Origin of the sequence: Zunongwangia mangrovi, assembly GCF_900112105.1 — a bacterium.
In the GTDB taxonomy this organism is placed as follows: domain Bacteria; phylum Bacteroidota; class Bacteroidia; order Flavobacteriales; family Flavobacteriaceae; genus Zunongwangia; species Zunongwangia mangrovi.
The window spans coordinates 1,390,399-1,404,354 of the sequence record NZ_FOKV01000001.1; the positions used below are offsets into that span (position 1 = coordinate 1,390,399).

At 35.3% G+C, this 13,956-nt stretch carries 12 protein-coding genes and 1 tRNA gene; 3 read left to right on the plus strand and 10 right to left on the minus strand.

The window, feature by feature from the left end:
* Positions 1-75 precede the first annotated feature (75 nt).
* The 4 genes from BM201_RS06070 to BM201_RS06085 all read right to left on the minus strand — a co-directional run bounded on the left by BM201_RS06070 (position 76) and on the right by BM201_RS06085 (position 4,191).
* On the minus strand, positions 76-735 hold the full coding sequence (locus BM201_RS06070) for a YggS family pyridoxal phosphate-dependent enzyme (protein ID WP_092540488.1): 660 nt from the start codon (positions 733-735) through the stop codon (positions 76-78).
* Between the two features lie 83 nt (positions 736-818).
* On the minus strand, positions 819-2,054 hold the full coding sequence (locus BM201_RS06075) for a DUF1015 domain-containing protein (protein WP_092540490.1): 1,236 nt from the start codon (positions 2,052-2,054) through the stop codon (positions 819-821).
* A gap of 267 nt (positions 2,055-2,321) precedes the next feature.
* A complete protein-coding gene (locus tag BM201_RS06080) occupies positions 2,322-3,209 on the minus strand; it encodes a 3-hydroxyacyl-CoA dehydrogenase family protein (protein ID WP_092540492.1) in 888 nt (295 codons plus the stop codon).
* 22 nt (positions 3,210-3,231) lie between these two features.
* Complete coding sequence (locus BM201_RS06085) at positions 3,232-4,191, minus strand: Gfo/Idh/MocA family protein (RefSeq protein WP_092540494.1); 960 nt, start codon at positions 4,189-4,191, stop codon at positions 3,232-3,234.
* Between the two features lie 244 nt (positions 4,192-4,435).
* Here BM201_RS06085 and BM201_RS06090 point away from each other — a divergent pair, with 244 nt between their 5' ends.
* Complete coding sequence (locus BM201_RS06090; RefSeq protein ID WP_092540496.1) at positions 4,436-5,080, plus strand: protein-L-isoaspartate(D-aspartate) O-methyltransferase; 645 nt, start codon at positions 4,436-4,438, stop codon at positions 5,078-5,080.
* A gap of 225 nt (positions 5,081-5,305) precedes the next feature.
* On the opposite strand, the gene BM201_RS06095 is transcribed toward BM201_RS06090, so the two are convergent.
* Positions 5,306-6,310: a M28 family metallopeptidase gene (locus BM201_RS06095; RefSeq protein ID WP_092540498.1), complete on the minus strand. Its 1,005-nt coding sequence runs from the start codon at positions 6,308-6,310 to the stop codon at positions 5,306-5,308.
* A 120-nt stretch (positions 6,311-6,430) separates the two neighbouring features.
* Positions 6,431-7,138 (minus strand): SGNH/GDSL hydrolase family protein, encoded by a 708-nt coding sequence (locus BM201_RS06100; RefSeq protein ID WP_092540500.1) that lies wholly within the window; start codon positions 7,136-7,138, stop codon positions 6,431-6,433.
* A 172-nt stretch (positions 7,139-7,310) separates the two neighbouring features.
* Between BM201_RS06100 and BM201_RS06105 the strand changes: the two genes are divergently transcribed.
* Positions 7,311-7,398 (plus strand) — tRNA-Ser (locus tag BM201_RS06105).
* A gap of 207 nt (positions 7,399-7,605) precedes the next feature.
* On the opposite strand, the gene BM201_RS06110 is transcribed toward BM201_RS06105, so the two are convergent.
* The 4 genes from BM201_RS06110 to BM201_RS06125 all read right to left on the minus strand — a co-directional run bounded on the left by BM201_RS06110 (position 7,606) and on the right by BM201_RS06125 (position 12,789).
* Positions 7,606-7,818, minus strand: a complete 213-nt coding sequence (locus BM201_RS06110) for a hypothetical protein (RefSeq protein ID WP_092540502.1) — start codon at positions 7,816-7,818, stop codon at positions 7,606-7,608.
* Between the two features lie 36 nt (positions 7,819-7,854).
* Positions 7,855-8,175 (minus strand): hypothetical protein, encoded by a 321-nt coding sequence (locus BM201_RS06115; RefSeq protein WP_092540504.1) that lies wholly within the window; start codon positions 8,173-8,175, stop codon positions 7,855-7,857.
* Between the two features lie 181 nt (positions 8,176-8,356).
* Positions 8,357-11,518 carry an Eco57I restriction-modification methylase domain-containing protein gene (locus BM201_RS06120; protein ID WP_092540506.1) on the minus strand — a complete coding sequence of 1,054 codons (3,162 nt, stop codon included), beginning with the start codon at positions 11,516-11,518 and terminating at the stop codon, positions 8,357-8,359.
* A 392-nt stretch (positions 11,519-11,910) separates the two neighbouring features.
* Entirely contained in the window at positions 11,911-12,789 is an 879-nt protein-coding gene (locus BM201_RS06125) for a DUF808 domain-containing protein (protein ID WP_092540508.1), read from the minus strand.
* A gap of 268 nt (positions 12,790-13,057) precedes the next feature.
* Here BM201_RS06125 and BM201_RS06130 point away from each other — a divergent pair, with 268 nt between their 5' ends.
* A complete protein-coding gene (locus tag BM201_RS06130) occupies positions 13,058-13,861 on the plus strand; it encodes an endonuclease/exonuclease/phosphatase family protein (RefSeq protein ID WP_092540510.1) in 804 nt (267 codons plus the stop codon).
* The last annotated feature ends 95 nt before the right edge of the window (positions 13,862-13,956 follow it).

A 13,956-nucleotide genomic window follows, 5' to 3' on the forward strand; every position in this document is an offset into this window, starting at 1 on the left:
TTATTCTCCGAGGATTTCCTCGATTCTATTAATTTTCTTTTATTATAAAACCTTATGGACTTGCCACTAGGTTATTTAATTGTAATTACGAGCTCCAAAGATCGAACTTCCTATTCTTACCATGGTGCTTCCATGTTTTACAGCGATCTTATAGTCACCACTCATTCCCATCGAAAGCTCTTTAATCGCTGGATATTTTACTCTGAAATCTTTAAAAACAGAATGCAGGTAATCAAACTCTTCAGCAACTTTATCATCATTCTCGGTGTTTGTTGCCATTCCCATTAAACCTACAACAGCTACATTTTCGAATGCATTATAATCGGCAGATTGTAAAATTTCTTCAGCTTCACCGGCAGAAATACCGAATTTAGAATCTTCTTCAGCAATTTTTATCTGAAGCAAACATCTAATCACTCGATCATGTTTCTTTGCCTGTTTATTCACTTCTTTTAAAAGTTTTAGACTATCAACAGCATGAATCAGGCCAACATAAGGCGCCATGTATTTTACCTTATTTCTTTGCACGTGACCAACCATATGCCATTCGATATCTTTGGGTAAAGCTTCCCACTTATCGGTCATTTCCTGGATCTTATTTTCTCCAAAAATGCGCTGTCCCACTTCATAGGCCTCCATAATATCTTCATTGGGCTTGGTTTTGCTTATCGCTACAAGATCTACGGTATCAGGAAGTTCTTCAGTATATTTTTTGATATTTTCAGCAATACTCATTCTACGTTATTTCTTCGGTTAAGTAGGTTCTTCGTTAACTACTGCAAGATAATAATTAATAGAATCAAATAAGGTATTCCTGCTTAAAACTCGTAAATGGTAAGTCCGCTTCTTAATTTAGGTTCGATATAGGTGCTTTTTGGTGGCATCGTTAAACCTTCGTCTGCAATCTTTTTTATTTCTGAAACCGAAACCGGCATCATTCCAAATCCAACGGCAAACTCGCCAATATCGACCATTTTCTTCATTTCCAGAATATCTTTTTTACCCGGAATATAACCGATTCGTTTATCCTTGCGTAAATCTTTGATGCCTAAAATTGGCGCCAAAACACGCTCGTATAAGATCTGGCTATCAAGCTGACTAAGCGTATCGGTAAAATTCATGCTTGTTTTACGCAAAAACAAGGAATAAAATTCACCGTCCAGATACATTTTAAACTGATGCTTTTCTTCAGGCGTGTGCGCATCTAAACTTCGATTTTCGATCCTGAAATGTTCATCAAGCATTATTAAAAAATCTTCTTTAGAATGTCCATTTAGATCGGTAACCAAACGGCGAAATTGATAGATCTTTAGATGCTCTTCAGGAATAAAATAGCTTAGAAAATGATTGTAAGACTCTTTGCCGGTGTGATTTTCGTTATTTTCAGCCGATTCTTTAGAAAGAAGAAAAGACGAAGCACAACGATGATGCCCGTCAGCGATATAAATGCTTTCCATTTTTCCGAAGAATTGCTGAATTTCTTCAATTTCTGCTTTATCATCTACTTTCCATAAATAATGCGTTTCCCGTTGGCGAGTTGCAAACTCATATTCGGGATTTTGACGCATTATTTTTTCTAAGATTTGCTGAATTTCAGGCTGGTTTTCATAAGTAAGTAAAACCGGTTCAGTATTAAAACCTACCGTTTTTACATATTCTTTGAACATAACCTCGCGGCTGGCAATGGTTTCTTCATGTTTACGAATAATCCCATTTTTGTAATCTTCAGCACTGGCAGCAGCGATAATTCCGCAGCAGGAAAGATCACGCGTTTCCATTTTGTACACGTAAAAACATGGATTTTCATCCTGAATAAAGGTGTCTTCCTCCTTAAATTCAAGATAACGATTCTTAATCAGCTGAAATTTCTGCGTTCCGCTTATCGTATGCTGAAATTTATACGCCGGATTTAAAATATGAAGAAAAGAATACGGATTATAATCCAGTCGTGCGCGCATTTCGGCCTCGTTGTACTCACCATAAGGTCTGGAAGCTACAAGTCCCGCTCGTGCTCGCTGTGGTCGTACCGCTTTAAATGGAGTTATTTTTACCAACTTCTTTTGGTGTTTTAATCAGTGTTTTTTCATGTCATTTGATCCTGCCTCGTCGGCAGGCAGGTGGATCGAAGCGGAATGGAGAAATCTTGGATTCCCCAAAGTTTAGATTTCTCGGCTACATTTTATTTCGCTCGAAATGACATTTTTATTTTTAATTTTGATCTGCTCGTCATCCCGGACTTGATCCGGGATCTCATCCACAACTTATCCAGGAATATTCTGATTTCGAATTCTAATAAATTTTTAAAAAAATAAGGCACAATTTTATATAAACTGAGCTGATACTTTTTCAGCTTTTTTACTTTCAGAATAGTCATAAAATCCTTCACCCGATTTTACACCCATTTTCCCCGCCTGAACCATATTTACCAGTAATGGACAAGGCGCGTATTTTGGATTTTTGAATCCGTTATACATCACCTCTAATATCGAAAGACAAACGTCTAAGCCAATAAAATCGGCTAATTGTAAAGGTCCCATAGGATGTGCCATTCCCAACTTCATTACCGTATCGATCTCGTAAACACCGGCAACACCATTGTAAAGTGTTTCGATCGCTTCGTTGATCATTGGCATTAAAATTCTGTTAGCTACAAAGCCCGGATAATCATTTACCTCAACAGGAACTTTATTAAGTTTTTCTGAAAGTTTCATGATCTTTTCGGTCACTTCATCAGAAGTATTGTAACCTCTAATAATTTCAACCAATTTCATGATCGGTACCGGATTCATAAAATGCATCCCAATAACACGCTCTTGATTTTTTACTACGGAAGCAATTTTAGTGATCGAAATCGAAGAAGTATTCGACGCCAAAATCACATTCTCGTCGCAAATATCGTTAAGCTGACTGAAGATCTTCAGTTTTAGATTCTCATTTTCAGTAGCCGCTTCAACAACAAGATCTACATTTTTTACTCCTGAAGGAATATCGATAAAACTAGAAATATTCGCTAAAGTTTGATCTTTATCTTTGTCAGAAATCTTCTCTTTGGCCAGCATACGATCTAAATTTTTGGTGATCGTGTCGACTCCTTTTTGAAGATTTTCTTTAGAAATATCAATTAGGTTTACGTTAAATCCAAATTGGGCAAAAGTATGGGCAATTCCGTTTCCCATTGTTCCTGCGCCAATTACAGCAATTGTATTCATACTATATTCCGTTTTGTGTGGTTTAAAAATTAGCGATCACCTCTTTGGCAATCTTAAGCGCTTTTGCGCCCTGTTCTAAAGTCACGATCGGGGTAGTATCGTTGGTAATGGCATCGGCAAAAGTTTCTAGCTCATCCAGGATGGCGTTGTTTGGGGACACCGATGGGTTATCGTAATAAATTTGTTTTTTAACACCTTCAGCGTTTTGTAAGATCATGGCAAATTCGTCGGGTTCAGCCGGAGCATCTTTCATTTTTACCACCTCACATTTTTTCTCTAAGAAGTCAACCGAGATATAAGCGTCTTTTTGGAAAAATCGTGACTTACGCATGTTTTTCATCGAAATTCGGCTAGCCGTTAAATTAGCAACGCAGCCATTTTCGAATTCAATTCTTGCATTAGCAATATCTGGAGTATCACTAATTACAGAAACACCGCTGGCGTTGATGCTTTTTACTTCAGATTTTACAACGCTTAAAATAGCGTCGACATCGTGAATCATTAAATCTAAAACTACAGGAACATCTGTGCCACGAGGATTAAATTCAGCTAAACGATGCGCCTCGATAAACATAGGGTTCTCGATGCGATCTACCACAGATCTAAACGCCGGGTTAAAACGCTCTACATGTCCAACTTGTCCTTTTACACTATTTTCTGAAGCCATTTTAATAAGCTCTTCGGCTTCCTCGTAAGTGTTGGTAATAGGCTTTTCTATAAAAAGATGTTTTTTTGCTGAAATGACCTTTTTCGCCACATCAAAGTGAGCAAGCGTAGGCGTCACTACATCTACTACATCGACATCTGCGATAAGTTGATCTAGATCGTTGTAAGCAGTATAGCCAAATTCTGCAGCAACTTTTTCTGAATTCTCCTTATCGGCATCATAGAAACCAACAAGTGTATATTTTGAAGATTGATTTAGTAATTTTAAATGGATTTTACCCAGGTGGCCGGCACCTAGTACCCCAACTTTAAGCATAAGCTTCGATTTTTAACAAAAATACTATTTTGATTGTAAACAGATTATATTTTTATCTTAATATCATGCTCGCTTTTGCTTGGAACGATAGCTTTTGTTTCCCTATTTTTGTTCGATAATTGTAATTTAGGATGACCGATTTAAAGACTCGAAATTCGATATTTTTTTAATCGATTTTAGAAATAAATTCATAGCTTTTAAAGTCCTTCTTTGACAACGTAAACAATAAAAAAACTGCTGGAAATTGTATAAAGATACTTTTAGACATAAAGGAAAAAGACAACAACTGGTAAATACCGTAATTAAAAAAGGAATCACAGATCGTCGTGTTTTACAGGCGATTGGTAAAATTCCGCGTCATCTTTTTATGGATAGTAGTTTTGAAGATCATGCCTACCAGGATAAAGCATTTCCCATTGCCGCAGATCAAACAATTTCTCAGCCATATACGGTGGCTTTTCAGAGTGAGCTTTTGGAAATTACTGAAGGTGAGAATGTCCTTGAAATCGGAACAGGAAGTGGCTATCAAACCGCAGTTTTGTGCGAGCTTGGCGCCCGAGTTTTTAGTATTGAACGTCAACGAGAATTATATAAAAAAACTAAGGCATTTTTAAACAAGATCGGGTACCGTCCTAAATATTTAAGTTTTGGCGATGGCTATAAAGGTTTGCCGGCTTATGCGCCTTTTGATAAAATTATTGTGACTGCAGGAGCACCTTATGTTCCTAAAGATTTGCTGGGGCAATTAAAAGTAGGAGGAAGGCTTGTGATTCCGGTAGGGGAAGATGTACAAATTATGACCTTATTTGTTAGAAAATCTCCAACAGAATTCGATAAAACTGAATTTGGGGAGTTTCGTTTCGTACCACTTTTGGAGGATAAGAACTAGGTTTAGTTATCAGTCTTCAGTAGAAGTAAGCAGTTTGCAGTCACAGTTACCAATAAGTAAGCAGTGCTCAATGAAATTTTAGCGAGATCTCTCCACAAGGTCGAGATGACAAGGGAACTAATCTCTAATGATCAACGTATTCAAAATACCAATAACCAAAAGTCCAAAACCAAAAAAAGCCTCATGAAAACTCATGAGGCTTTTTTAATATTTTCCGCAGAAAAATTATTCTGCTTTATCTACAACTAAACGTTCGTCACGGTTAGCAATTTCCCAGGCTGTTAAGAAAACAAGTCGGGTTCTTTTAGATAATGCTTCGTAGTTAATTTTATCTGGCGTATCTGTGATCTTATGGTAATCGGCATGAACACCGTTAAAATAGAAAATTACAGGTACATTGTTTTTAGCAAAGTTGTAATGGTCACTTCTATAATAAAAACGATTAGGGTCGTTTTCGTCGTTATAGGTGTAATCTAGATCCATATTCATGAATTCAGAATTTACATTCTCACTAAGCTCATGAAGTTCTGTACTTAATTTATCACTACCAATTAGGTAAACATAGTTGTCGTTTCCTTCGTGATCTGGATCGATACGACCAATCATATCGATGTTAAGGTTCGCTACAGTTTCTTCTAAAGGGAAAATTGGGTTATCGGTATAATACTTAGATCCAACAAGTCCTTTTTCTTCACCAGTGTTGTTTAAGAAAAGAATAGAACGTTTTGGAGTGTAGCCATCTTTTACAGCTTCAGAAAATGCCTGCGCAATTTCTACAACACCCATACTTCCAGAAGCATCATCATCTGCTCCGTTAAAAACGTTTCCGTCTTTATCCATTCCTACGTGATCGTAGTGAGAAGAAATAACTAAAATCTCTTCAGGTTTTTCGCTTCCTTTTATAAAAGCCACTACATTTTCAGAAGCTTTTGTGTCTCCTCTAAAATAACTTTTTGGAACTTCCTGAAAATAATCGTCACCACCTAAAGCCGATGGAACATCAAACTTTTTATACTGTTCTTTTAGGTATTCTGCAGCTTTTTTCTGTCCTGGTTCACCTGTCTCACGACCTTCGAACTCATCACTTGCAAAAGTGTAAACACGCTCCTTAAGGTCTGAAGGTGTAATCGTTTCAGCATATTTCATTGGGTCGGCTTTGTCTACATCTTTTTGATGCGCGCCACATCCAACTAAACTAGCAGTTAGGGCAAATACTAATAATTTTTTCATTTGAATTTTTCGAATTTAAATATACGGTTGCACAATATAGTAGTTTATCTCAAATTATGAGCTTGTACTTGTTCTTTTCTTCTGAATGCTTATTGAAAGCGATATTGGTTAATTCTGAAGTTATTTTTTTAAAGCACTAGCAATAGCTTCTTTCACTAAAGGTTGCATCACATCGTATCCTTCTGAAGTTGGGTGAACACCATCTGAAGCATATTCTTTCTTCATGCCTTGTTGTTCGTTGGCCAAAGCCGGGAAATAATCCAGGTAAATATGCCCATTTTCTTCAGCATAGGATTTTAACCAGTCGTTTACTTCGGCAATCTTAGCTACAGGTTCTAATCCCGGGCGCCAGGGATAATCGTAAACGGGAAGAATAGAGCTAAGCACCACTTTAATGTTATTTGCAGTCGCAAGCTGGGCCATAGCTTTAATATTATCGGTAATCATTTTTACTGAAGAAAACCCGGTATTTCCTGCAATATCATTGGTGCCGGCTAGGATCACTACTACTTTTGGTTGTAGATCGATCACATCTGGAGTGAATCTAATTAGCATTTGCGGTGTTGTTTGCCCGCCAATACCACGACCTATATAATTATTTTCTGTAAAGAAATCTGGGTGTTGGTCGTACCAGCCCTGGGTTATAGAATTTCCCATAAAGACGGCAATAACCTCTTTAGTATCTTGTTTTACAGTTTCGTTAGCCTCTCGATAACGCTTCAAATTTGGCCAATCCTGACTCATAAGTTCTTTGTATTTCTCGTTTTGTGCAAAGACGCCAGTAGTTAAACATAGCAATCCTAAATAAAATAAGTGTTTGATTTTCATAATCTGGTTAGGTTTATAATTGTAAAGGTAAAGAAAAGCATATATGTATTTTAATATTCGATAAAAACAGGTCTCTTTTTTATTGAATATCAGTCTTGTAAAAATTCGATTAAAAATTATTGAAATTTTATTGTGTAGAAAGGAAAAAGCTTTCTATATTTGCATCCGCTAAGGAGAAATGGCAGAGTGGTCGAATGCGGCGGTCTTGAAAACCGTTGAGGGTCACACCTCCGGGGGTTCGAATCCCTCTTTCTCCGCCACAAAAAACCGCAGATTTTTCTGCGGTTTTTTTATTCCCAATATTGCCATTTTGAAATCTCTTAAATGCAATGTCCAATTCTTAGAATGATTGATCTATTTTGATATTATACGTTAAAGCATATAATTTTCGTATTTCACCTTAAATTATATGGAATTACATATAATTTAGTCAATTCTTAGTTAAGAAAATATTAGGCTATTTTTCTTTAAAGTTGGCCACTAAGTTTACCCATCATTGGTTCTAATTTATCCCATAAAGATTGCTCTAAGAGTTCCATAAGGTTTAAATGTTCTTTTTTATCATACTCAGGTATGTTTGGTTTAAATACTGAAATTTTAACTTCAATATTTTCAGGAATCCAATACTGCAAATTTAAAGCGTAGGTTGATTTCGATCCTGCTCCTAAATGTTCGCGCATTCGCTTTTGAAAACTTTTTCCCTGACTAATTCCTACTTAAAGTGTTTTACTGATGCAATCGTTATATTTTGAATAACATCTTTCCTCTAGTTTATTTTTCTTCGCTATATCAAAAGCTTGACCTATTTCTTTTGAACAATTCTCATCGATTAACTGAATACAATAAATAGGATCGAAATTAATTTTGCTAAAGGTATTCTGAACTAATTCATTAATGTCACAGGAAGATTCTTTTAAATCTGTTGAATTTATTTCTAAGCTAAACTTAGTTGATTCAACTTCAATTTTATCAATTAATTTTATAGTGTTTTCTAGTAGTTTTTTACTGCATTCTTTTTGTTCCTTCCAATCGATCATAAATTTATCTTTTATACGTCATACTGTGCTTGCCACAGCACCTCATTCTATTTTTTTAAGAGCTCGTGAATAAAAATCAAAAACTTTAAAGGAAAGATTAAGATTGTTCAACGATTGATATTTATCTCGCGTTATTCTATTTTTTTGTGCTCGTGAATCGCCATAATTTAATTTAAATTAATTACGAATTTTCCACAATAGCGATTTCCTCCTCGGTCAAGCCATACAGTTCATAAACCATTTGGTCGATTTGCTGGTCGAGTTGGTTGATTTGTGTTTGTAGTTCTACGGTTTTTTTCTTATTGTCTTCAAAAAGCTCCATCCACTCAAACTCATCTTTTTTGGTGAGTTTTGGGATTTCTGGCTGCTCGTTTTTACGACGCTCACGGTTTGCTGCATTAATGGCTTTATTGAGTTCTTTTATAAACTCCCCAAAGTCCAACTCGTGCCAGTTTTGGAGTTTTTTAGAAATTTTTTCTAAATTAAATTTAGAAAATATAAATCTATTAATTGATTTTATAGTTGAGTTGAATTCATTAAAAGTGATTTTTAATGAATCAGATTTTATCTGAAAAATTTCTTGCTTTGATTTTTCAATCTTTTTAATTGGTAGTTCTCTGAATTCACCAATTTTTATTTTAGGGAACAATGCATCGAATTCATTAGCTTTAAATTTGAAATAAAATGCCATTAACTTAGAAGCCAATTGTATTAGAATAAAATAAGAAGAGTATTCCTCCAAAAAATTTTCCTTAATTTTTGCTATGAATACACTTTGATCAATTATGAATTTTTCTTCTATTAAACAGCAATTTAGATGACTGCTTAGTACTTGTCTGCATAGAATCCTTTTACCATCAAAATATTTCATTTCTCTTGGAGCAGCAAGCCATTCTCCGTAACTTATGTAGCTTACTTCATCCCAATTATAATTATATCTATTTATATGTTTACCTCTAAGTTCTGGAACAAAAGTCTCATCTTTCTTAAAGTGAGAATGATATAACTTATTCTTAATTATTTCTTGAGATTGGCCTCTATATTTATCATATGGATTTACACCTCTTGTAATATCACAAATTTCACTCAGAGCGGTGAATTGTTTATCAATTTTTTTGAAAATAATTTCTTTTTCTTCACTTATCTCGACATCAAACGTGTATTTATGATTATTTAAAAATCTTTGCTCATTAGTAATATGTTTTACCTTGAATGCTTTGTTTACAAATTGCCCTATCTCAATTTTATTTTCAGGATTAACTTTTGGTTTAGCTATAAAAACCATGGTATCTACATTAGCATCTTCAAATACATTTTCAAGATTTGGAATGATTGAAATAAAATTCAAATTTTCCAACAAAAAAAATCGACATTTGCTAAACATCAAATTTTTGAGCCAAGAATTTGGTACTATGAAACTTATTAAACTTTTTGATTTGGAGATGGTTACAGCTTTTTCCATAAATGAAACATATAGATCCAACTGATATTCTGCCGTTTCATAAGATTTATTTAAAAATTTTTTGATATTATCATCAAAACTTTTCGAAACATAAGGCGGATTCCCAATTACCACATCAAAACCACCTTTAGCAAAAATTGCTGGGAATTCTTCTTCCCATTTAAAAGCTTTATCGCCGGCAACGCTTTTAGCATCGATCAAAGAATTACCACATTTAATATTGCTGCTTAGATCGTTTAATTTTCTGCGCGGTTGCGCGGTACGTAACCAAAGGGAAAGTTTGGCAATTTCTACACTTTCTTCGTTAATATCTACACCGTAAATATTGTTTTCTAAAATGGTGTTTTCGATATCGCTAAACACGATCGCGCCACCCAAAACTTTGGCTTTAAGCTCGTCGATATAAGCGTGTTCTGCAATAAGAAATTCCAACGCCTGGTTTAAAAATGCACCCGAGCCACAGGCAGGATCGCAAATAGTAAGCTGTAATAACCAATCTCGATAAGTGTCGAGCGTGGCAATTAATTTCTTTTTGGTCGCGGTTCGTGTTCCTTTTTTTACTTCAAAATATTCTTCTTCCCGAAACTCGAGTTCGGTTTTCTTTTCTTCACAAAGTTTACCTACGGTATTTTCAACAATATATTTGGTAATGTATTTAGGCGTGTAAAAAACGCCGTCTTTTTTACGTTTACTCTTCTGCTTGTCAAAATTATCACCTTCAATTTCAGCATTTACACTTTCAATTTCATTTAGCGAATTTTCAAAAATATGCCCCAGAATATTTACATCAACCTGGCTTTCAAAATCGTAAGCCGAAAGTTTTGCGGTGTGTTTGTAAAGCAATTCATCATTGATCTCTAGAAGATCTAAAATCGTATCGGGTTTAAAAAGTCCGCCATTATAAGCAAAGATCTCTGCTTTTTTATCGGTGCCTTTTCGGCCGGTGTCCAGATAACTAAAATAAAGTTTAAAACGCTCGTACAGCGGTTGGTTTACATCCAGGTCTTTAAGCTTGTTCCAATCTTCGATGATCTGTAAAATGGCGTTGGGCGGTAACAGTCCGCGATCTTCAGCAAAAAAGATAAACAGAAAACGATCTATTAATTTCTGTGATTTTTTAAATAAGGTAAGCTTTACATTTTTTTCGAGGCGTTGTTGTTCCTGTAATTCTTCAGGAGATCTCTCGACTTCGCTCGAAATGAAATTCGATGCACCAGCTTTTAATTTTTTAGCGTTGTTTCTCACTAAATCGCGATACAATTCACGTTTAAAAACCGAGTAATCTTTATAAAAACCTTTGGTGATCTGGCTTTCTTCTATCAACGAAGCTTCTTTAATTTCTAAAGGCAAACCGCTTAAGAAATTCTCTTTTTGAAGACATAAATAGAGTAGGGCAAAGCGATCTTCGGTTAAACTAAAAAGATCGAATTCTAAAAACTCGGTCGCATCGTTAATATAAAACCGAAGTTTTTCGAAATTAGAGGTAATTACATACACACAGCCTTTTTGGTTGGCTTTATAATCGAATGCCTGTTGGCGAATCCCTTCTAAATGTTTGGTGTTGGTGCCTTTAAGCTCGATAACGCCTAGGGCTAAATCTTCTTTTAAAATGGCACCATCGGCCTTACGGGAGTTGGTTTGGTTTTTATATTCGGCTACCAGATTATAGTGAGCATTAGGTTTCATTGTGTAGTCTAAAACCTTTACAAACAACTCGGTAAGAAAAATGCCCTGATATTCTTCTTCTTTCGAGCTTTTGATATTTTCCTGAATTTTAGGATCTAAAAAATACTTGCTAAACTTTCTATACGCCTTAGAAATCTGGTTTTGGTCTTGGGCTTTAAGGTATTTTTTTAAAACCGAAGTTTGAAATAATGCCATTTGATCTTTTGAAATGTCTTTGAAGCCTAAAAATAAACAAAAGAAAATTGTAGCCTAGTTTTAGTGCTGAGAAGTTTTCTTGGTGGGGTAATATTATTGAATATTAATAGTTAATTTTATGGGAAACCGTACTTGTTTTTAAGGGAATGTGAGTACATTTATTGTCCCAAATCTATCACTATGCACCGAGTTAAACCGTTTTTGCACAAAAACCGCTATATCATCATCTTAATCTTAAGCGTTGTAGTAATGTGGCTTATTTTAGATAGCCTTTATAACAGCAAATTAGGCTATTAAGCAATTTATTGGCACCGCCAAAAGGTATACGAGGTCTGCCTCGAAATTAAAAATTTGTGTCTTTTGAATACCTCGTGGGCTTGCTCCGGGGTAGTTTATTTTTTAAAGCTTTTAATCACTTTTTTAACTAGTTTAACTACGATCAAAACTAAAATACCAACGATTAAACCAATAAAGAATTCGGTGATCATTGCTGGGATCTGTGGAAAAATATCGTGTAGAAAATCTAGATTATGAGTAAATATTCCTCCTGAAACCAGCATTAAAGCTATTGTTCCTATTACAGAAAGTCCTTTAATTACTTTAGGTAAAGCGTTTACCAAAAATCTACCAACTTTATCAGAAAAACTATTATCCTCTTCGTTTAGATCGATAAGTTTGGTGCCAAAATCGTCCATTCTTACAATTAAAGCCACAATCCCATAAACACCTATGGTTGCAACGAGGGCGATCATAGACACTACGATGATCTGTGTTGGAAGTTCAGCCCCTTCAACAGTTCCCAGGGCAATAATTACAATTTCAACAGATAAAATAAAGTCGGTTAAAATAGCCGATTTCACCTTGTCTTTTTCTCGAGCTAGAATTTCTTCTTTCGTTAATTTTTCAGTCGTGTCAATTTTTTTGTGATGCTTTTTATGCGGAAAAGCGAACTCATACACTTTTTCAGCACCTTCGTAGGCAAGATAAAGTCCGCCAAACAATAAAATAATATGAATCACAGAAGGTAAAAAGGCGCTTAAGAGAAAACCGAGTGGCAGGATTATTAATTTATTCAGCAAAGATCCTTTAGTGATTTGCCATAAAACCGGTAACTCCCGGGAAGAAACGAAACCAGAGGCTTTTTCAGCATTAACGGCGAGATCATCTCCTAAAAGTCCGGCAGTTTTTTTACCGGCAACCTTACTCATTACCGCAACATCGTCCATCAAAGCTGCAATATCATCTAACAAAGCGAAAAATCCAGAGGCCATAGTATTCTAAAATTTTTGGGAAGATAATATTTATTTCTTTCTCGTGAGATTCAAATTAACTCTTCAGTCTATAAATTAATATTTTGGCAATATAATTATTCGATCTAAACTGCATATTTGTATTTTAATTTCAGAATCTATTGGCACCGCCAAAGGGTATAATATCCCAAGGCTTGTCTCGAAATTAAAAATTTGTTTCTAATGAATGCCTCGTGGGCTTGCTGCGAGATAATTTACTTTTACTGAAATATTCTTAAAGAGAAAAATTATGCGTAGTTCAAAGCTAAGATTAGCCGGTTTTATTCTTGTTTTTTTAGGTGTAAATTTGAAAATGACTTCTCAGGAAAAGCAAAGCGATGAGCTTGTGATCCTAAGTTATAATATTCATCATGCTAATCCACCTTCAGCTTCAGATCTTATAAATATAGATACCATTGCTGCTATTCTGAAAAAAAGTAAAGCAGATATTGTTGGGTTACAGGAAATCGATGTTTTCACAAAGCGGTCTGGAAAGAATTTGGATATGGCAAAAGAACTGGCAGCGAAAGCTGGTTTCGAATATTGGTATTTTTCAAAGTCGATCGATTTTCAGGGAGGAGGTTATGGTACGGCGATCTTATCTAAATTTCCAATCTCAGATACGCTTACCAAGAAATTACCCAATCCTAAAAATGCCGAGCCAAGAACACTGTCTTTGGCTAAAATTCATATTAAAAAAGATCTTGTTATTACAATAGCGAATACACATTTAGATTATACAGATGCTTCAAACAATTTTGCCCAGGTTTCGGCATTACGCGAAGTGCTTTCGGAGGAACCTGAGCCGATTTTTGTGACCGGCGATTTTAATGTTATGCCTAACAGTGCGTCAATGAAGTATTTATTTGAAGCTTTCACATCTAGCTGTATAGAAGATTGCGAGTTTACCTCGTCCGCACAAAATCCAGATAGTACGATTGATTATATTTTGTTTAAAGGGAATAAAGTTGAAGTTTTAAAGCACGAAGTCCTGAAGGAAACTTATGCCTCAGATCATTTCCCGGTAAAAGCAAGATTCGTGATAGAGAACTAATCAGCTAAAAAGAAAAACCACGCAGATTAACTACGTGGTTTTGAGCACAAATTAAAAATTGAAAATCAAGAACCTCGGGGAATTAAACCCATATC